Below are 18061 nucleotides of genomic sequence, written 5' to 3' on the forward strand. Positions count from 1 at the left end.
GCCAACGCGGTCAATACGCGCAATATGCTAAGGCAGGATTTGCTCTCCGCGATAGAGCGACTGCAAGGTTTCGCGGGGTTTAATGACCTGAAATTTATCGCCGTCCACCATGACTTCGGCGGGTCGCGGACGGGAATTGTAATTTGAACTCATCGCCGCGCCGTAGGCGCCCGCGGTTCTGACCGCCAGCAAGTCGTCCTCGGCAACATGCAATCGTCGTTGCTTGCCCAGAAAATCGCTGCTTTCGCACACTGGCCCAACGACATCATAGATAGTAGACTCGGCATAGATAGTAGGCTCGGCATAGATAGCAGGCTCGGCGTTGCCGGTTTTATCCACTTCGACTATGTCCTGATAAGCCTGATATAACGCCGGTCGAATTAAATCGTTCATGCCGGCGTCGACGATACAAAAATTTGAGGCCTCGCCGTGCTTGATATAATGCACTCGGGTTAGCAAAATTCCTGCATTGGCGACAATCGCCCGGCCGGGCTCGATGACCACCGGAATTTGCCGGGTTCGGGGTTTAAGCTGGTCGAGCAGCATTTGCCCGTATTCATCGGCGCTGGGGGGGTGTTCATCACGGTATCGCACCCCTAATCCGCCGCCGAAATCAAGCTGGCTGATTTCAATCCCAATGCGCTCGAGTTGGTCGACAAAATACAAGGCGCGGTTCAACGCGTCCTTGAACGGCGACAACTCCGTCAACTGAGAGCCAATGTGACAGGCAACGCCGTGGATTTGAATATTGTTGTCTTGCGCCGCTTGTTTATAGATTTCCAGCGCCTTGTCGGGCGACAAGCCGAATTTGTTTTCCCGCAGACCGGTGGAGATGTACGGATGGGTTTTGGCGTCCACGTCCGGGTTTATCCGTACCGATATCCGCGGCCGCGCGCCTGACTCGCCGGCAATCGCGCTGATGCGCTGCAACTCGCCTTCGGATTCGATGTTAAAACAATGAACCCCTGCTTCCAGCGCATTGCGAATCTCCCAATTCTGCTTGCACACGCCAGAAAAAATGGTCTGCGCCGGATCTCCGCCGGCTTCAATAACACGCATCAGTTCCCCTGCCGAGACAACATCAAAACCAGAGCCTAATCGGGCGAGCAGGTTCAGGATGGCAAGATTGCCGTTGGCTTTTACCGCGTAACAAATTTGATGGGGGTAGTCGCCGAATGCGCTGTTGAATGCCTTCCAATGTCGTTCAAGGGTTGCGCGGGAGTATACGAAACAAGGCGTGCCGACTTGTTCTGCAATATCGCTAAGGGCGACTTGCTCGGCAAACAGCCGCCTGTCTTTATACTCGAAATAATCCATTGAGGTTGGAATGGTTGGAAAACGAGGCGTAGCGCGGTTACGCAACCGTTCGAAAAATGAATCTACTGCTTAAAAAAAACCATTTAATCCGCCGTCTCTTGTGCTCCCTGCTGTTGTTTTTGCTCAGGCTGCTCTGCACTAATTTGGTCTTCGGTCAAATACAACGCGCCTTTCTGTCCGCAAGCGGACAACAATATAAAACTTGCCATCACCAGGATTAGGGCGCTTCTCATTAACATTTCCAGGGATCGTATTTTCAGGAATCGCATTTTCAGGGATGTGGATATTTGTTTGGTCATTGCTTATATCGTCATTACTTATATCACCATTACTTATATCGGGGCGATGTGCATTATTTTGTGAATGATCCGGTGATTTTATCTTGAATGGGAATTTCTTGCATCGAGTAATTTTCGCGCATCAATTGCCGCCTGCTTGACCCGTTTTGGCGCGGTTCCGCCCGCATGATCGCGCGCATTGACCGAACCCTGCAAGTCCAACACGTCATAAACATCTTGTTCAATCATCGGGCAATACGTTTGCAACTGGCTTAACGTCATGTCTGGCAACGACACTTTTTGCGCAGCGGCATAACCGACAATCCTGCCCACAATTTCATGGGCGTCGCGAAACGGGATGTTTTTGCGCACCAGATAATCGGCCAGGTCGGTTGCCGTGGAATAGCCTTTTTCGGCCGCCGCATTCATGCTCTCGCGGTTGAATTTCACCCCGGGAAACATCGCCGCAAAAACGCCCAAGCAGAGTTTCAGCGTATCAACCGCATCAAACAGCGGCTCCTTGTCCTCCTGATTGTCGCGGTTATAGGCCAGCGGCTGCCCTTTCATCACCATTAACAGCGCCATCAAATCGCCGCAAACGCGCCCGCTTTTCCCGCGCGTCAGTTCGGCGACATCGGGGTTTTTTTTCTGCGGCATGATGCTGGAACCAGTGCAAAACCGGTCGCCCAAATCGACGAATCCAAAAGCATCGGATGACCACAGCACCAACTCCTCCGAGACCCGCGACAAGTGAATCATGGCCAGTGCGGCATGGGCGGTGAATTCAATCATGAAATCACGATCTGAGACCGCATCCAGCGAATTTAGGCTAACACCCTCAAAACCAAGTTCCCGGGCGGTCATTTCCCGATCTATGGGGTAACTGGTGCCGGCCAGTGCCGCACTGCCTAGCGGACAAATATTTATCCTTTGTCGGCATTGCTGAAACCGTTCGAAATCACGTTGCAGCATTTCGTTCCAAGCCAGAATATGATGCCCCAATGTCACCGGCTGAGCGGCCTGCATATGCGTATAACCGGGCAGAATCGTTTCCGCCTCATTTTCGGCCAGGCGGATTAACGCATGTTGCAATTCGGTTAATTGCAGGCATATCCCATCCAGTGCTTGCCTTAGAAATAAACGCATGTCGGTGGCAACCTGATCGTTGCGCGAGCGTCCGCTATGCAGTTTTTTACCGGCCTCACCAATTTGCGCGGTTAATGCCGCCTCAATATTCATATGAACATCTTCAAGCGCTTCGCGCCATTCAAAGGTGTTGTTTTCTATTTCGGCCTGGATTTCCAGCAATCCTTTTTCAATGGCATCAAAGTCCATCTGCGTAATAATGCCTTGGCGACTGAGCATACGCGCATGGGCGATTGATGCCGCAATGTCGTGTCGATATAAACGGCAGTCGATGCCAACCGATGCGGAAAATTGTTCCATCAAGCGATGGGTGGATTTTGAAAAGCGCCCGGCCCATAATTTTTTTTCAGGTTTTTTTTGTTTCATTTTGTCGCGCGATTTTTCACCAGATAACATTGTGCGGAACGCGTCTATTCTATCAACCTATGCGCGACACTTTAAGCAGTTTCTTCAGGTCTTTGAGCAACAACCTTGGATCCAGATTCACGGGTATTACCATCATTACGTTTCCTACCGGATCAACCAACAGCGCATCATGATTGCCAATATTATGTTGCTCAATAATCCGCTGCAGTTGTTTTTGCAGCCCCGGCGACGACGACGCGGATGGATTCACCAGCACCGCATCCGCGCGGCGTTGCTGAATTGCATTGGCCGGCACAGCGTCATTGACAACCACATAGCGTTGCACACGATTGGCGTCCTTGCCCAGCGCTAGTCGCGCCTGCCGCGTGTTGTAGAGGGATTTTTGGCACTGCGCCTGACAATCGGAACTGAGCAAATGCACGATAGTCCATTTATGTTTTAGCGACTCAAGTGAGATCCTCTCCGGTGAAATGCGCCCATGGTCGAACCGGCTATTTTCGAATGGGGTTAAAGCGACCACTGGGTTGATCAGCGCGGCATGATTGGATTGCCCTTGCGGCAACCACGCGGCGCCCAAGCCGTAGTACCAAAAGAAGGCAACCGCCAGCGGTCCAAGAAACAGGGAGAAAATGCCAATCAATTTTATGCGCGAACGCCACAAACTATTTTTTACAACATGATCGCTTCCGGCGGTTTTGTTTTTGTCTGTCATATCAAGCGGTCATATCAGGCCATCATATCAAGATTGCCGATTGCCGTTACGCCACCATATCATACCGAAAATGATCAAGACCAAAGCTAATCCCCACCACTGAAAAGCATAGCCGAAATGGCGCGAGGCGTTGACCACATAGGGCGACCAGATTTTGATTAAGCCTCGATTTGGGTTTGAGTCCAAAACAACCACTGCCGGCTCCAGATCGACCCCTAACGCTTTTGACAACGCCGCCTGATCGAAATACTGGATTATTTTCGGCCAGGAAGCTTCATTTGTGTAGGCTGCGCCCAGCGTAAACCCTTTGTCCGGTAAATACAGTTGGCCGGTCACTTTTTCTGGCCCAACCGAGTCATTGCGGATTAACCCGGCGTTGCTTGACATGACCTCCTTAATCCGTTTCTTTGCAACCCAGCCGAGATTGACTAACATCACGCTGCTGTCGCCGACAAGCCGAATGGGATGCAACACTTCATAACCGACTTCCCCGCGATAGACGCGATTGTCTAACAAAAATGTTTTTCCCGCCAGCCAATTTCCATCCAGTTGTACCCTTTTGTACTTTATATCGCCCCAGCTTTCAGGCTGTTTTTTTATGACGATGGGTTGATTTTGCGGTTCGGAAACGGCTTCCTCAACCTGGTTTTTTTCCAAGCCCCGGCCGAGCTGCCAACCGCCTAACCCCAACAATAACGATAAACACAATAGATAGACAACCATGACGGCATGTTTAATAATCTCAGGTTTGATAATCTCAGGTTTAATAATCTCAGGTTTGATAATCCCGGGTTTAATCCTATTTTCAATTGGTTTTTTTTCGCAATCCGTGATCATGTTATCGCCCTCCTCTATCCGTTATTTATTCAATGCCGCCGTTAATCAATGATGTTCAAAATTATACTGGTCGCGCTGTTGCTGTTTGTCGTCGTCAGCTTGTTCACGGCGTTTTACTATATGGTCAAGGATCCTGCCGCCTCCACACGGGTGGTTAAATCACTGTTCATTCGCGTGGGGTTGTCGCTGTTTATTATGCTGCTTTTATTTGTTGGCGTACAATTCGGCTGGATTTCTCCTCACGGATTTGGGCAATAAGAACGATGGGCGAACCAAAACGGCGCGCGCCGTTTCTAAAAATCTGCGACGGTGGTGACTCGTGGGTTAAAGGACGTACACGAAAATAAACAATCCCAGCCAAACCACATCCACAAAGTGCCAGTACCAGGCGGCGGCTTCGAAGGCAAAATGCCGTTCAGGGGTGAAATGTCCACGGATTGCGCGAAACAGCATAACCGTCAATATGATCGCGCCCAAGGTCACGTGCATGCCATGAAATCCGGTCAGCATAAAAAATGTCGAGCCATAGATGCCGCTGCTGAGTGTCATGCCAGCATGATAGGCTTCGATGTATTCCACACCTTGTAAATAGACGAACAAGAACCCGAGGGCAACGGTCAGGAACAGGCCGATTATGAGTTGAGCGCGATGATTGGCTTTGATCGCATGGTGCGCCCAGGTGACCGTAACCCCGGAACTAAGCAGAATAATCGTATTGATGAACGGCAGCGGCCACCAACCCATGTGGAAGTCACTGGCGCCTAAATTTCCGGGCCCATTGGTCGGCCAAATCTCGGCATAAGTCCCCCACAGTTGCATGTGGGTCTCAGTGCCCGTGCCTTCACCAAGCAGCCAAGGCACTGAAAGTATTCGAGCATAATACAGCGCGCCGAAGAAAGCCGCGAAGAACATGACTTCAGAAAAAATAAACCAACTCATTCCCAGCCGAAAGGACATGTCTTCCCAAGGTTGGTAAGTGCCGGATTCGCTTTCCCGAATCACGGTGCCGAACCAGCCGAACAACATGATCACCAGGAGCATGAAACCCGCAATACTGAATTTCGAGCCGAGCGCGCTGCCGTTTAAATAGGAAGCGAACCCGCCCATGATCAAGGTTAATGCAATGGAACCGACCAGCGGCCATTTTGCCGCCTCGGGGACGAAATAGTGACCGCGCGCCACCTCTGCCATAACTGTGCCTCTCAATATTGTTTAGTTTATTCGATTGTTGACATCAAAAAACGTGTACGAAAGCGACACTGTGTTGATGTCGTCCGGCAACGCTGGATCGATCACAAAAGTCAACGGCATTTGTTTTGATTCATTCGCTTCAAACTTTTGTTGGCTAAAGCAAAAACATTCGGTTTTTTTGAAATAAGCGGCCGCTTTCGCTGGCGCCACGCTGGGAATCGCCTGGCCGACCATCTCACGCCCCAGTTGATTGACGGCGATATAGTGGGTGGTGTAGGGCTGGCCCGGATTGACCATCATGCTGCGCAGCAGCGGGGCGAATTTCCACGGTGCTTGCTGATTCAAGACGCTGAGAAATTCCACTTTCACCAGCCGCTGTGCGTCAATTTCAAATTCATGCGCCTGGCTAACAGAAATACTGCCGGTCTTGCCATTCAAGCCGGTGAGATCGCAAAACACATTGTAAATCGGCACCATCAAATAGCCGAAGCCGAACATGACCAGCGGGATGGCGAACAGCATCACGATGCGGCGCTGCGGTCGGGTCAGGTTTGGTTTTGGCATGGTCGCGGCGTCACCGGGTCACAGGCGTCCGCTGCCGGCCAAAAAGATAAATCCAAAATAGATTATCAGCGCCACCGCGAAAAGCGCAATCACCGTATTCTTTACTTTTTTGTCCATCGTGATCCAAAAACAGGTCAATTGACGGTCTTATTTAATCACCGGCTGCACTGAAAAAGTATGGTACGGCGGCGGCGAGGACAGCGTCCACTCCAAACCGCGCGCGCCTTCCCAAACCGTGTCGCTGGCTTTTTCGCCGCCGCGGATGCATTTCACCACCAGAATCAGGAACAGGATTTGCGAGAAGCCGAAACCGAATGCGCCGATGGTCGCGATCTGGTTGAAGTCGGTGAACTGCACCGCGTAATCCGGGATGCGGCGCGGCATGCCAGCCAGCCCGACGAAGTGCATCGGGAAGAACAGGATGTTCACGAAAATGGTCGACAGCCAAAAATGCCATTTGCCCAATCCTTCGTTATATCGGTTGCCGGTCCACTTCGGCAGCCAATAATAGACGCCGCCGATAATGCCGAAAACCGCGCCCGGCACCAGCACATAGTGGAAGTGGGCGACGACAAAATAGGTGTCGTGATATTGGAAGTCGATAGGGGTCATAGCTAGCATCAACCCGGAAAAACCGCCGATGGTGAACATCACCACAAAACCCAAAGCGAACAGCATCGGCGTCTCGAACGTCAGCGACCCGCGCCACATCGTCGATACCCAGTTAAACACTTTCACGCCGGTCGGCACCGCGATTAGCATGGTGGAGAACATGAAGAACAACTCGCCGATCAACGGCATGCCCACGGTGAACATGTGATGCGCCCAGACGATAAACGACAAAAAGGCGATGGAGGCGGTGGCATAGACCATGGAACTATAGCCGAACAATCTTTTGCGCGAGAAGGTTGGGATGATTTCGGACACCAGGCCGAATGACGGCAGAATCAAAATATAGACTTCCGGGTGACCGAAGAACCAGAAAATATGCTGGAACATCACCGGGTCGCCGCCGCCGGCCGCGTCGAAAAAACTGGTGCCGAAAAACTTGTCGGTCAACAGCATGGTCACCGCGCCCGCCAATACCGGCATGACCGCGATCAGCAAATAAGCGGTAATAAACCAGGTCCACACGAACAGCGGCATTTTCATGAACGTCATGCCCGGCGCGCGCAGGTTCATGATGGTGGCGATAATGTTGATCGCGCCCATGATGGATGAAATCCCAAGCAGGTGAATCGAGAAAATGATAAACGGCAAGGCATTGCCGGTTTGCAATGACAACGGCGGATACAAAGTCCAGCCGGCGGCCGGCGCGCCGCCTTCCATGAACAGGGTGGACAGCATCATCGCAAACCCGAACGGCAGGATCCAGAAACTCCAGTTGTTCATGCGCGGCAACGCCATGTCCGGCGCGCCCACCATCATCGGCAGCATCCAGTTGGCCAGCCCGACGAAAGCCGGCATGACCACGCCGAAGATCATGACCAGCGCGTGCAGCGTGGTCATCTGATTGAAGAAATGCGGGTCGACGATTTGCAGGCCGGGCTGAAACAGTTCGGCGCGGATAATCAGCGCCATGAAGCCGCCGATGAAGAACATAATAAACGCGAACCACAGGTACAAAGTGCCGATGTCCTTGTGGTTGGTGGTGGTGATCCAGCGCATCAGTCCGGGCGCAGGGCCGTGATGATCGTGGGGGTCGGCGTGGGTTGCGTATGCGTTCATGGGGTTGCTCTATCGTGGTAGTTTATATTCAATCGTCAATGATGCGCGCGTTTCTATGGCGAGCACCCATCATCGCGAACTGAATGTCATTTTTTTCAGCATATCGGTTTTCTTGCGCGCCGCCTCAATGTCGCGTTTAATCGCCAGGTTATATTCGGCAACACTCGCTTGGTAGCGCGCGATAATTTCCGCTTGGCGCTCGGTTAGGCCGGCCGCGGTGAGTTCCTTGATGAACTCGTGCGCCTCCATTGCGAGGTCGCCCATGGTCGCTTTGTCCGTCGTCGTCATTTTTATTTCAGCATCACCGACAGTGCGCCGAGAATGATTCCAACTGCGGCAACCCAACCGACGCCGAACTTTATGGTCAGATCTTTTTTCAACATCTCAATGTCATGCTTGGTCGCCAAGTTTTTTTCGACAATGGCCGCTTGATGGCGCGCGATAATTTCGGCTTGGCGTTCGCTCAAGCCGGCTTCGGCGAGTTCCTTGATGAACTCATGCGTTTCTATGGCGAGCATGCCCATCACCGCATCGCCTTGACCGCGGCCGGCTGTACTGCGTCGCCGGTGTCGTTGCCCCAGGCGTTGCGCTCGTAGGTGATGACGGCGGCGATATCGACGTCGCCGAGTTGCGCGGCGAAGGCTTGCATGGCGGTGCCGGGCTTGCCGTTCATGACGATGTCGATGTGGGATTCGATATCTTCGAGCACCATCTGGCTACCGACCAGGCCCGGGAATACTCCGGCAATGCCGGCGCCGTTGGCTTGGTGGCAGGCGGCGCAAGTGGCGCCATAAACCGCCTCGCCCTTCGCCATCAACTCGTCCATCGCCCATTCGCGATCCGCCGAACTCGCGGCTTGCTCGGCGGCGGCAAGTTCCCGAATAACCCACTGATTATAGTCGGCTTCGGTTTTCGCTTCCACCACAATCGGCATGAAACCATGGTCGCGCCCGCACAACTCGGCGCATTGACCGCGATAAACCCCGACTTTATCGACGTCAATTTTGGTCCACATTTCATTGATGAAGCCGGGCACGGCGTCTTTCTTAATCGCCAGAGCCGGTAGCCACCAGGCATGAAGCACATCATTTGCAGTCAGCAAAAACCGAATCTTCTTGCCGACCGGCAGCACCATCGGCTTGTCCACCTCCAGCAAATAATTGTCCACCGTGTGCGGGTCGATGCCGGAGCCAAGCACCGCGGCCTCGCGGCTGTCGGCGTGCAAACTGCTGATGAAGCGGATGCCCTCGTTGAGATATTCGTATTCCCATTTCCATTGGTGGCCGGTAATCTTGATGGTGATGTCCGCATCGGAACTGTCTTCCATCACAATCAGGGTCTTGGCCGCGGGAATCGCCATGGCCACCAAAATCACAAACGGAACCACGGTCCAAAGCATTTCCGCGGTGATGCTTTCGTGGAAAGTCGCCGCGATAACGCCTTTGGATTTGCGGTGCATGACGATGCTGATCGCCATCGCGCCGAACACCAAAATACCAATCGCCACACATATCCATAACACCATCATGTGCATGTCGTAAACCCGCCGGCTGATTTCCGTTATCCCCTGAGTTAAATTGAGTTGCCAATCGGCCGCCGCCGTGAAACTAATCGCCCACAGCGCCAGACCCAACATGACTTTCGCCGCTCTTTTGTGCGCGCGTTCAGGCATTCGTTCAGGCATTCGTTGAATTTTGTTCATTAAATTTTTATGCATCCTCGCCAACAATAATAATATACAATAAAATCATATGGGCCGCATTATTACGATTGTCCTGTTAAAATTAATTAAGTCGCACATAATCCACTGATCTCAAAAAAGGCGGCATGGCAGCCAAATTGAGCAAGAGCACCGTTGCCGTCAACTATTTACCCGCTGTGCGTTGGCGATTATAACTTCAAAGCCCGGATTTGGGGTATTTGTGTTCAAGTTTTAATGCCACCCATTTTTGTGGTCATACCCGCCCTGGATTTTAAGCAGCAGTCGCAATTAAGTATTTCGCGCCAAGCCACAACGCCACCACAAAAATCACAACAAAAATAATGCCCGCGGCGAAAAAATGCCAGAATTTGCCGCTTTCAAAATCGCGTTTTCGATTGGCATTATTTTGTATGCCGATAAAAGAGGAAAAGACGCTCTGGATAATGGTGAAAAACGTGACCGCCTGTTTTTTTAAGTTTGGATCTTCAGGAGGTTGATTGTGGGTGCTCATCGTGTGAATGCCATTGCCTATAAAAAATTACGAATGATAATTCGCGCATAATGATCCAACAGCAGGAATGCGAACAAAGCGCTGAGGTAAAAAATTGAGTAGCCGAAGGTTTTCATGGCGTGCCGGTCGCCATCGGCGCGATATAACTTGACCGCGTGATAGACGAAGCCGATGCCGAGGGCGATGGCGCCGGCCAGATAAAGGGTGCCGCTCATCATTACCAGAAACGGCATCAGGGTAACTGCCACCAGCAAGATGGTGTAGAGCAGGATATGCAGTTTGGTGAAGGCGATGCCGTGGGTCACCGGCAGCATCGGCACGCCGACTTTAGCGTAATCGTCCACCCGCTTGATCGCCAGCGCCCAAAAATGCGGCGGCGTCCAGATAAAAATTATCAAGAACAATAATAGCGCTTCGCCGTGAATCTCGCCGGTCACCGCGGTCCAGCCCAATACCGGCGGCGCCGCGCCGGCGGCGCCGCCGAGGACGATGTTTTGCGGCGTGCTGCGCTTCAGGAACATGGAATAAATCACCGCATAGCCGACCATGGAGGCGAAGGTTAATGCCGCGGTCAGCGCATTGATGAAACTGAGCAGAACCGCCATGGACAACGCTGCCAACGATAATGAAAAAATAACCGCTTGCTGGCCGGTGATACTGCCGACCGGCAGCGGTCGGTTGCGGGTGCGCTGCATGCGCGCGTCAATTTCCTCGTCCACCCAATGATTCAGCGCGGCGCCCGCGGACGCGGCCAAGCCGATACCGAGCAACCCCCAAAACCAGGCGTTAAACGGCACCCATCCATCGGTGGACAACACCATGCCGACCAACGCGGTGAACAGGATTAGCAACACCACTTTGGGTTTGCACAGCGCCAGATATGCTCGCCAATGCAGCCTGTGCTGGATCGCTTCACTCATGTTTATTTACGCCGGTTGATTTACGCCGGGCCATCGGCCCTTATCGATGCCATCGAAGCGCAAGACTTGATTACGAATCGCCTGAGCCAGCGTTATGCGTTCCTCGTTGGTCAGGCATCGGCCAATCTCGACCCATTTGCCGGCGCTGCCGAGCAGCAGTTTATGCGGATACCAACGGTGTTGGGGCGATTGCAAGTTCACTTGAATCCAGTGCAACGGAAACTGCCAACTGGCATTGTTATTTTTCTGGATATGCTGAATTTCCACCTTCTCGCCATCGACCCGTATTGTTTCGATATACGCCGACTGGCGCGCGACCAGGCGCAAAATCAAGCCCACCGCCAACACATCCATCAGCGCAAAGGGCAGAATCATCCAGTATCCCAGCAGCGCAAATCTGCTGGCGATGCTCAGGCAGACAACCACCAATAGCGCAAAAACCTTATGCCATGATCGGGGATGGCAGGCGCTATTCGGGCGAATCACGAACTCGGCGTGGGCGGGCATGGGCTATGGAACATGAGTATGATTGGGTTATGGCGCATTGGGTTATGGCGCGTGTCAGTCGGTTTTTCGATGTCGTCGGGATCGTTGGAGGATATGCCTCAGCCGACGGCTTTTGTGAGCAGACATTGGCCTTCGATTCTATCAAAATTATCCCGCGAAGGCTTGCCCCTGTGGCGGCCCGCAGTCCAGCCGACTCCCGCTGCGGTCGCTCTTTGCGGCGGCGCGGTTTTTCTTGTGGTATTATTCGTCTTATTGCTTGCAATCCACATTAACCGCCATTATTCTTGAAACTTGCAGACGCCGCCCATATCGTTAATTCAAGTTGCACTGACTTTTAACCCCATCTTCTGGAGCCTATAATTATGAACCTGCTTAATAGCAATATGAACCCACTTAAAAGCATCACCGGCACCATTGCAGCCGGCTTTGTCCTCGCCATCGTTATCGCGCTTATTTTGTAGTGCGGTCGCTTTCATCAAAAAATTAAGAGGTTTAAATCATGAATGTTTGGTCTTTGATTGTTTGGTTACACGTGCTTGCAGGCATCACCTGGATCGGCCTGCTGTATTATTTCAATTTCGTTCAGGTGCCGGCGGTGGCGGAAGCCGCCGGAGATTCAGAGGGGCCTGGCCCCGCTGCGATTTCAAAATATGTGGCGCCGCGCGCGTTGCTATGGTTCCGATGGGGCGCGCTCGCGACCTGGATTACAGGCGCAATCGCTTTAGAGTCATCTGGCGCCGGTTTCGTCGCCGCGTTCACATTGAGCGGGCCGCTTGCGGTAAAAATAATTGGCATTGGCGCCTGGCTCGGCACGATTATGCTGTTCAATGTCTGGGCGCTTATTTGGCCCAACCAGAAAAAAATTCTGGGCCTGGTTACGGCAAGCGCGGAAGAAATCGGTAAAGCAAAATGCATCGCATTAATGGCGTCGCGAGCGAACACGATGCTGTCCATCCCGATGATTATGTGCATGGTTGGATTCATGCACGGATTGCCGTTTTAACGCCGCCGCGCTGAAGGAAATGGATTTCCGCTCGGCGAAGTTTATTGCGGTCCAGCCATGCTTGCATTTTTAAGAACTGCGACACGGCCTGGTCCATCCGAGTCGCTGCCCGATAGAAATGAGGCAATGCCGGTCACCAACAAGCATTATGTCAATGGCCATCCGATTTTGCGGCCGTTCGATGAGCGCTTGCAAAGCGCGGTATTCGGTCTCGGCTGCTTTTGGGGCGCCGAGAGAAAATTCTGGGAGCTCGATGGCGTGTTCACCACGGCCGCGGGGTATGCTGGCGGTGACACCAAAAACGCGACTTATGACGATGTCTGCGGCGGTCTATCGGGCCATGCCGAAGTCGTATTGGTGGTTTTCGATCCGGCCAAGGCATCCTATTCAACCTTGTTAAGCCTGTTCTGGGAATCGCACGACCCGACTCAGGGCATGCGCCAGGGCAATGACCGCGGCAGCCAGTATCGGTCGGTTATTTATACCTATGCCGACGAGCAACTGGCCTTGGCCATGCAATCCAAAGCATCCTATCAGAAGAGTTTAAAAGACGCCGGCTATGGGGACATCACCACGGAGATAACGCCGGCGCCGGAATTTTACTACGCCGAGGACTATCATCAACAATATCTTGCAAAGAATCCTGGTGGATATTGCGGGCTGGGCGGGATCGGCGTTCGCTGCGCTTAGGATTACAGCGGGATTGGCCGCTGTGTTGGATCGGCGGCCTAGTTTTTCGGTTGCAGCGGCGGCATGGGAAACGGCGTGATGTTGCTGACGGCGCTCTCGACATCGGCTTTGTCGATAATTTTATTGATGCCTTCCTTGTCAACTTCATCAATTCTGACCACCGAATGCAGCGGGATATAGGTTCGCTTGACCGAGCTGAATTCCTGTTTCAATCTCTCTTCGGACGGGTCGACCACGACCTTTGTTTTCTCGCCAAATATAATATCCGCAACCTCGATAAAAGCGTACATGTTGCTCATGCTGACTTGCCTGGCATATAGTTCATACAGCTTCCCCTGATTGTGAAACTGAATTTTGTAAATGCCTTTCTTGTTGTTCATGGTCTGCTTGCTCATAGGCTGACATAGAATGCGAATCACCGTTGATTATATCATTTCTGCAAAAACAACTAATGGGTTCTTGCCATAATTACGTTTATAGCCTGGCGCTCCTGATCAGCCTGGTTTGCCTATTCCCCAATATACTCAGATCCCAGCCGCTGCCGGACAGTGTGGCTATGCTGCTAAAAAAACACGGCATCCCGTTAAGCGCGGTTAGCCTGGATATTCAAGCAACGGAGTCGCAACACACGCTGGTCAGTTTAAACAGCAATGCACCCAGAAACCCGGCATCGGTGATCAAGTTAGTCACCACACTGGCGGCGCTTGAGATTCTGGGCCCGGCCTACCAGTGGCATACCAGATACTTCGCCGACGGCGCCATTAGCAATGGCGTATTGAACGGCGATCTGGTGCTGCAAGGCGGCGGCGATCCGTTTCTGACGGTGGACAAGTTTTTGCATCATGTGTTGTCCCTGCGGCAACGCGGGATTCACACCATCACCGGCAGCCTGGTGATTGACAATTCCCTGTTTGATGTCGCCAATCACGACCGCGCGCGATTCGACGGCCAACCGTCGCGGCTTTATAACGTCGAGCCGGACGCGGCGTTGGTTAATTTTTCGGCGACACGATTTATTATTCAGCCCATGCAAACTAACGGGGAAACTCGCATAGCGGTTTTTGCCGACCCGCCGCTTAGCGGTCTTGTGGTGGAAAATAACATGAAACCGCAGCCGGGGAAATGCCCTAAGCGTAATCGTGGCCGTAATCGTGGTTGGTCCTATGAGTTGCACAAAACAGGCGACCAAGTCATCGCCCGATTCAACGGCAAGTATCGCAGCCGCTGCGGCCAACATGCCATCGCCAGATCACTGTTTTCCAACCACGAATACACTTATCGCTTGTTCAAATACTTGTGGCGCATGAGTGGCGGCGCCTTCGACGGCGGTTATAAAATAACGACCGCCAGGGATGGTGGAAGTGCAAATAATGTCGGGAACAATTATTTGCCGACCGCCAGGGATGGTGGAAGTGCAAATAATGTCGGGAACAATTATTTGCCGACCGCCAGGGACGACGCCATGGATGGCGGAGGTAGAGCGACGCACGCCACCAAGGATGGTGGCGGTAGAGCGACGCAGGAAGCCAAAGCCGAGGAAGCCAAAGCCGAAGGTGGAAGTGCCGATTTTGCAGGAGCAAAAAATCGGCCGACCGACCATGCCATCGCCATCCTCAGTTACCCGTCTGAGCCCTTGGCGGACATTATTGCCAGCATCAACAAGTACAGCAACAACGTCATGGCGCGCCAGTTGCTGCTGAGCCTGGACGCGCACCGCCAACAAGCGCAAGGGCAAAACCAACCCGCGACCGTAGCCGGCGGCATCGCCGCCATCAACAATTGGCTGTCGGAGAATGTAGGCATTATGCCCGAGTTGATCATCGACAATGGCGCCGGGCTATCCAGAAAAACCCGCATCACCACGGCCAACCTGACCGCGCTACTTCAACAGGGTTGGCGCAGCAACTACCGCGCCGAATTCCTGTCGTCATTTTCCCTGGCCGCCCTGGATGGCACCATGAAAAAAAGATTGCGGATGAGCGCGTTGCCGCCGGGCCGGGCGCGCATCAAGACCGGGCTGATCAACCGCGTGCGTAGCATGGCCGGATTTGTTAATGCCCGCGACAACAAGCATTACTCTGTGGCCATGATGATTGAATCAAAAAACGTAAGTTTTGGCAATGGCAATGTTATTCAGGACGCGGTTTTGGAGTGGATCTACAATCGCTGAGGCGGGGGATTGTGGTATGATTGTCGGCGCATAAAAAACCATCCGCAGTTCATCACTGGAGATTTTAATGAGCGACCAGAACACGCAAGCCGCCGCCGATTCATTCACCCTGACCGACAACAGCACCGGCGAATCCTGGCAATTACCTGCCCGGGTTGGGACCATGGGCAACCGCTTGGTTGATATCAAGGCATTGTACGGCGACACCGGCATTCTCACCTACGATCCCGGCTTCACCTCGACCGCATCGTGCAAATCCAGCATCACCTTTATCAACGGCGCCGAAGGCACGCTGTTGCATCGCGGCTATTCCATCGATGAACTCGCCGCCAAAAGTGATTTCATGGAAACCTGCTACCTGCTGCTATACGGCGAACTGCCCACCCCGGAGCAAAAATCGTCGTTTGACGCGGACATCAGAAATCATACCCTGATTCACGAACAACTGGCGCGGTTTTATTCCGGCTTCATGCGCAGCGCCCACCCGATGGCGATCATGGTCGGTGTGGTCGGCGCGCTATCGGCGTTTTATCACGACAGCACCGATATAACGGATATCGAGCAAAGGCGCATGGCCGCGCATCGGCTGATCGCCAAGATGCCGACCATCGGCGCTTGCGCATTCAAGTATTCCCTGGGCATGGCGTTCCCCACGCCGCGCAATGAATTGTCCTATTCGGAGAATGTATTGCAAATGATGTTCTCCAACCCGGCCGAGGACTACAAACTCAATCCGGTGCTGGTCAAGGCGATTGACAAAATTCTGATTCTGCATGCCGACCACGAGCAAAACGCATCGACTTCAACGGTGCGCTTGGCCGGCTCTTCCGGCGCCAATCCTTATGCCTGCATCGCCTCGGGGATTGCTTCGTTATGGGGCCCGGCGCATGGCGGCGCCAACGAAGCGGTGTTGAAGATGCTGGACGAGATCGGCTCCGCCGATCAAATCGATAAGTATGTCAAAAAGGCGCAGGACAAAAACGACAAATTCCGGCTGATGGGTTTCGGCCATCGCGTGTACAAGAATTACGACCCGCGCGCGACCGTCATGCGCGCTACTTGCCATGAAGTGCTCAATGTTTTAGGGATTAATAATCCGCAACTTGAACTGGCCATGAAACTCGAAGAAAGAGCCTTGAAGGATGCGTATTTCATCGACAAGAAACTGTATCCCAACGTGGATTTCTATTCGGGAATAATCCTGAAAGCCATGGGCTTTCCGACCTCGATGTTTACCGTGATGTTCGCCATTGGCAGAACCGTGGGCTGGATCTCGCATTGGAAGGAAATGCTGGTTGACGATGAGCAAAAAATCGGTCGGCCGCGTCAGCTGTATACGGGGGAGGCTAAACGACCCTATGTTCCAATCGACAAACGCGGTCACACCGAAAAGAAAACCAGTTGGTCGTGGTTGTGGGGCGGCAAATAGGCGGCATAGCGAATCACGCCCTGATCTACGTGGAGCGGCACGCAGAGCGGCAGAAATCACGAAGAGGCGCTTACCCACTCAATCGAGTATTTTATCTTTGTGTTTTATCCGCAGCGCATTTTATCCTTGTATTATGTTTTCATAAAACATAGCCACGGCAAACAACATTAAAATACAGCCCGCGCCCCAGTCAATATATTTTTTCACTGTCGGGTTTTTAAGGTATTTATGTGCTGAAAATGCAGCCAGACACAGCGGTATTTGCCAAACAGTATTTATCAGTATCAGCAAAGCGCCGAGAATCAGGAGTTGGGATTTCACATTTCCAAATTCCAGGGTCACAAAGTTTGGCATAAGCGCGAGGTATATCAAGATAACTTTTGGATTCAAAATGTTGCAGAGCATAGAATCACAGAATGCATTAAGCAGACTCTGCTCAGAATCCGTTATCAAAACCCCTGCTTTTTTGCTTGCGCGCATGTTTTGAATAGCCAACCAAATCAGATACAAAGAGCCTGCCAACGCAACCCCTTTAAACATCAATGGCGAGGAAGCGATTAACGCTGAAAGTCCGAGTATCGCCAATAGCGTATGGCAAACAAGCCCAACTTGAACGCCTGCTACTGTGGCCATGCCCAAAGATATGCCGCCCGACGTACTACGATGGAGAATCAGCATGGTATCGGGCCCAGGAGAAATCACCAGCATGAATGCCACTAAAGAAAAACTCAGTAGTGTGGAAATTTCAAACAACATCATCTCTATATCATGCTATCAACTGTTCGATATACGGCCCGTTCGCATATTAATGTGCATATTGATGTTCATATCAATGTTCACGGCAAAGCGGGAATTTCAGCGAGTTTAACAGGACTTCATTGCCTATCGAATGCCTATCGCAGCGGTTAGGCGATCAAGCATAGCGTCCCATTCATTGTGTCCGGGCTCCGACACAAATGAGACGAATAAGAGGATAAAAATAAAGCCTGC

Annotated in this window: 21 protein-coding genes; 5 read left to right on the forward strand and 16 right to left on the reverse strand. The window is 52.4% G+C overall.

The features are described from left to right. Nucleotides 1–27: 27 nt before the first annotated feature. The 5 genes from lysA to ACP158_RS02050 all read right to left on the reverse strand — a co-directional run bounded on the left by lysA (nucleotide 28) and on the right by ACP158_RS02050 (nucleotide 4656). Nucleotides 28–1317 carry a diaminopimelate decarboxylase gene (gene lysA / locus ACP158_RS02030; protein ID WP_424947326.1) on the reverse strand — a complete coding sequence of 430 codons (1290 nt, stop codon included), beginning with the start codon at nucleotides 1315–1317 and terminating at the stop codon, nucleotides 28–30. A gap of 83 nt (nucleotides 1318–1400) precedes the next feature. After that, the gene (lptM, locus tag ACP158_RS02035; protein WP_424947327.1) at nucleotides 1401–1550 is read right to left on the reverse strand and encodes an LPS translocon maturation chaperone LptM; all 150 of its coding nucleotides are present in this window, start codon (nucleotides 1548–1550) and stop codon (nucleotides 1401–1403) included. Between the two features lie 144 nt (nucleotides 1551–1694). Further along, nucleotides 1695–3107, reverse strand: a complete 1413-nt coding sequence (argH, locus tag ACP158_RS02040; RefSeq protein ID WP_424947328.1) for an argininosuccinate lyase — start codon at nucleotides 3105–3107, stop codon at nucleotides 1695–1697. Between the two features lie 52 nt (nucleotides 3108–3159). Next, the gene (locus ACP158_RS02045; protein ID WP_424947329.1) at nucleotides 3160–3819 is read right to left on the reverse strand and encodes a hypothetical protein; all 660 of its coding nucleotides are present in this window, start codon (nucleotides 3817–3819) and stop codon (nucleotides 3160–3162) included. Between the two features lie 27 nt (nucleotides 3820–3846). Then, entirely contained in the window at nucleotides 3847–4656 is an 810-nt protein-coding gene (locus ACP158_RS02050) for an SURF1 family protein (RefSeq protein ID WP_424947330.1), read from the reverse strand. Between the two features lie 48 nt (nucleotides 4657–4704). Between ACP158_RS02050 and ACP158_RS02055 the strand changes: the two genes are divergently transcribed. Next, nucleotides 4705–4914, forward strand: coding sequence for a DUF2909 domain-containing protein (locus ACP158_RS02055; RefSeq protein WP_424947331.1), 210 nt, complete (start codon nucleotides 4705–4707; stop codon nucleotides 4912–4914). 66 nt (nucleotides 4915–4980) lie between these two features. Here the strand turns inward: ACP158_RS02055 and ACP158_RS02060 are convergent, their stop codons facing one another. The 9 genes from ACP158_RS02060 to ACP158_RS02100 form a co-directional block, all read right to left on the reverse strand. After that, entirely contained in the window at nucleotides 4981–5847 is an 867-nt protein-coding gene (locus ACP158_RS02060; protein ID WP_424947332.1) for a cytochrome c oxidase subunit 3, read from the reverse strand. Nucleotides 5848–5868: 21 nt separating this feature from the next. Continuing rightward, entirely contained in the window at nucleotides 5869–6411 is a 543-nt protein-coding gene (locus ACP158_RS02065; protein ID WP_424947333.1) for a cytochrome c oxidase assembly protein, read from the reverse strand. A gap of 147 nt (nucleotides 6412–6558) precedes the next feature. Beyond that, the gene (gene ctaD, locus ACP158_RS02070; protein ID WP_424947334.1) at nucleotides 6559–8139 is read right to left on the reverse strand and encodes a cytochrome c oxidase subunit I; all 1581 of its coding nucleotides are present in this window, start codon (nucleotides 8137–8139) and stop codon (nucleotides 6559–6561) included. A 69-nt stretch (nucleotides 8140–8208) separates the two neighbouring features. Next, on the reverse strand, nucleotides 8209–8427 hold the full coding sequence (locus tag ACP158_RS02075; protein ID WP_424947335.1) for a hypothetical protein: 219 nt from the start codon (nucleotides 8425–8427) through the stop codon (nucleotides 8209–8211). A 2-nt stretch (nucleotides 8428–8429) separates the two neighbouring features. Further along, nucleotides 8430–8657 (reverse strand): hypothetical protein, encoded by a 228-nt coding sequence (locus ACP158_RS02080; RefSeq protein WP_424947336.1) that lies wholly within the window; start codon nucleotides 8655–8657, stop codon nucleotides 8430–8432. 5 nt (nucleotides 8658–8662) lie between these two features. Next, nucleotides 8663–9823, reverse strand: a complete 1161-nt coding sequence (gene coxB / locus ACP158_RS02085; RefSeq protein WP_424947337.1) for a cytochrome c oxidase subunit II — start codon at nucleotides 9821–9823, stop codon at nucleotides 8663–8665. Nucleotides 9824–10112: 289 nt separating this feature from the next. After that, nucleotides 10113–10352, reverse strand: a complete 240-nt coding sequence (locus ACP158_RS02090; RefSeq protein ID WP_424947338.1) for a DUF2970 domain-containing protein — start codon at nucleotides 10350–10352, stop codon at nucleotides 10113–10115. A 17-nt stretch (nucleotides 10353–10369) separates the two neighbouring features. Further along, nucleotides 10370–11272, reverse strand: coding sequence for a heme o synthase (gene cyoE, locus ACP158_RS02095; protein WP_424947339.1), 903 nt, complete (start codon nucleotides 11270–11272; stop codon nucleotides 10370–10372). A gap of 6 nt (nucleotides 11273–11278) precedes the next feature. After that, nucleotides 11279–11779: a DUF2244 domain-containing protein gene (locus ACP158_RS02100; protein WP_424947340.1), complete on the reverse strand. Its 501-nt coding sequence runs from the start codon at nucleotides 11777–11779 to the stop codon at nucleotides 11279–11281. 499 nt (nucleotides 11780–12278) lie between these two features. On the opposite strand from ACP158_RS02100, the gene ACP158_RS02105 reads away from it, so the two are divergent. Continuing rightward, complete coding sequence (locus ACP158_RS02105; RefSeq protein WP_424947341.1) at nucleotides 12279–12782, forward strand: urate hydroxylase PuuD; 504 nt, start codon at nucleotides 12279–12281, stop codon at nucleotides 12780–12782. Nucleotides 12783–12839: 57 nt separating this feature from the next. Beyond that, nucleotides 12840–13472 (forward strand): peptide-methionine (S)-S-oxide reductase MsrA, encoded by a 633-nt coding sequence (gene msrA / locus ACP158_RS02110; RefSeq protein ID WP_424947342.1) that lies wholly within the window; start codon nucleotides 12840–12842, stop codon nucleotides 13470–13472. 38 nt (nucleotides 13473–13510) lie between these two features. On the opposite strand, the gene ACP158_RS02115 is transcribed toward msrA, so the two are convergent. Beyond that, nucleotides 13511–13852 (reverse strand): DUF1820 family protein, encoded by a 342-nt coding sequence (locus ACP158_RS02115; RefSeq protein WP_424947343.1) that lies wholly within the window; start codon nucleotides 13850–13852, stop codon nucleotides 13511–13513. Between the two features lie 176 nt (nucleotides 13853–14028). On the opposite strand from ACP158_RS02115, the gene ACP158_RS02120 reads away from it, so the two are divergent. Both ACP158_RS02120 and ACP158_RS02125 read left to right on the forward strand, forming a co-directional pair. After that, a complete protein-coding gene (locus tag ACP158_RS02120; RefSeq protein ID WP_424947344.1) occupies nucleotides 14029–15642 on the forward strand; it encodes a D-alanyl-D-alanine carboxypeptidase/D-alanyl-D-alanine-endopeptidase in 1614 nt (537 codons plus the stop codon). 67 nt (nucleotides 15643–15709) lie between these two features. Beyond that, nucleotides 15710–17071: a citrate synthase gene (locus tag ACP158_RS02125; RefSeq protein WP_424947345.1), complete on the forward strand. Its 1362-nt coding sequence runs from the start codon at nucleotides 15710–15712 to the stop codon at nucleotides 17069–17071. A gap of 120 nt (nucleotides 17072–17191) precedes the next feature. Here the strand turns inward: ACP158_RS02125 and ACP158_RS02130 are convergent, their stop codons facing one another. Continuing rightward, nucleotides 17192–17830 carry a LysE family translocator gene (locus tag ACP158_RS02130; protein ID WP_424947346.1) on the reverse strand — a complete coding sequence of 213 codons (639 nt, stop codon included), beginning with the start codon at nucleotides 17828–17830 and terminating at the stop codon, nucleotides 17192–17194. Nucleotides 17831–18061: the final 231 nt, after the last annotated feature.

Source organism: Candidatus Spongiihabitans sp. (assembly GCF_965247905.1).
Taxonomy (GTDB): domain Bacteria; phylum Pseudomonadota; class Gammaproteobacteria; order Arenicellales; family Poriferihabitantaceae; genus Spongiihabitans.

What these genes read in the sequence shown, in the direction of transcription:
- lysA (WP_424947326.1), bottom strand. Translation starts at nt 1,317, where the DNA reads ATGGATTATTTCGAGTATAAAGACAGGCGGCTGTTTGCCGAGCAAGTC.
- lptM (WP_424947327.1), bottom strand. Translation starts at nt 1,550, where the DNA reads ATGAGAAGCGCCCTAATCCTGGTGATGGCAAGTTTTATATTGTTGTCC.
- argH (WP_424947328.1), bottom strand. Translation starts at nt 3,107, where the DNA reads ATGAAACAAAAAAAACCTGAAAAAAAATTATGGGCCGGGCGCTTTTCA.
- ACP158_RS02045 (WP_424947329.1), bottom strand. Translation starts at nt 3,819, where the DNA reads ATGACAGACAAAAACAAAACCGCCGGAAGCGATCATGTTGTAAAAAAT.
- ACP158_RS02050 (WP_424947330.1), bottom strand. Translation starts at nt 4,656, where the DNA reads ATGATCACGGATTGCGAAAAAAAACCAATTGAAAATAGGATTAAACCC.
- ACP158_RS02055 (WP_424947331.1), top strand. Translation starts at nt 4,705, where the DNA reads ATGATGTTCAAAATTATACTGGTCGCGCTGTTGCTGTTTGTCGTCGTC.
- ACP158_RS02060 (WP_424947332.1), bottom strand. Translation starts at nt 5,847, where the DNA reads ATGGCAGAGGTGGCGCGCGGTCACTATTTCGTCCCCGAGGCGGCAAAA.
- ACP158_RS02065 (WP_424947333.1), bottom strand. Translation starts at nt 6,411, where the DNA reads ATGCCAAAACCAAACCTGACCCGACCGCAGCGCCGCATCGTGATGCTG.
- ctaD (WP_424947334.1), bottom strand. Translation starts at nt 8,139, where the DNA reads ATGAACGCATACGCAACCCACGCCGACCCCCACGATCATCACGGCCCT.
- ACP158_RS02075 (WP_424947335.1), bottom strand. Translation starts at nt 8,427, where the DNA reads ATGACGACGACGGACAAAGCGACCATGGGCGACCTCGCAATGGAGGCG.
- ACP158_RS02080 (WP_424947336.1), bottom strand. Translation starts at nt 8,657, where the DNA reads ATGCTCGCCATAGAAACGCATGAGTTCATCAAGGAACTCGCCGAAGCC.
- coxB (WP_424947337.1), bottom strand. Translation starts at nt 9,823, where the DNA reads ATGCCTGAACGAATGCCTGAACGCGCGCACAAAAGAGCGGCGAAAGTC.
- ACP158_RS02090 (WP_424947338.1), bottom strand. Translation starts at nt 10,352, where the DNA reads ATGAGCACCCACAATCAACCTCCTGAAGATCCAAACTTAAAAAAACAG.
- cyoE (WP_424947339.1), bottom strand. Translation starts at nt 11,272, where the DNA reads ATGAGTGAAGCGATCCAGCACAGGCTGCATTGGCGAGCATATCTGGCG.
- ACP158_RS02100 (WP_424947340.1), bottom strand. Translation starts at nt 11,779, where the DNA reads ATGCCCGCCCACGCCGAGTTCGTGATTCGCCCGAATAGCGCCTGCCAT.
- ACP158_RS02105 (WP_424947341.1), top strand. Translation starts at nt 12,279, where the DNA reads ATGAATGTTTGGTCTTTGATTGTTTGGTTACACGTGCTTGCAGGCATC.
- msrA (WP_424947342.1), top strand. Translation starts at nt 12,840, where the DNA reads ATGCTTGCATTTTTAAGAACTGCGACACGGCCTGGTCCATCCGAGTCG.
- ACP158_RS02115 (WP_424947343.1), bottom strand. Translation starts at nt 13,852, where the DNA reads ATGAACAACAAGAAAGGCATTTACAAAATTCAGTTTCACAATCAGGGG.
- ACP158_RS02120 (WP_424947344.1), top strand. Translation starts at nt 14,029, where the DNA reads ATGCTGCTAAAAAAACACGGCATCCCGTTAAGCGCGGTTAGCCTGGAT.
- ACP158_RS02125 (WP_424947345.1), top strand. Translation starts at nt 15,710, where the DNA reads ATGAGCGACCAGAACACGCAAGCCGCCGCCGATTCATTCACCCTGACC.
- ACP158_RS02130 (WP_424947346.1), bottom strand. Translation starts at nt 17,830, where the DNA reads ATGATGTTGTTTGAAATTTCCACACTACTGAGTTTTTCTTTAGTGGCA.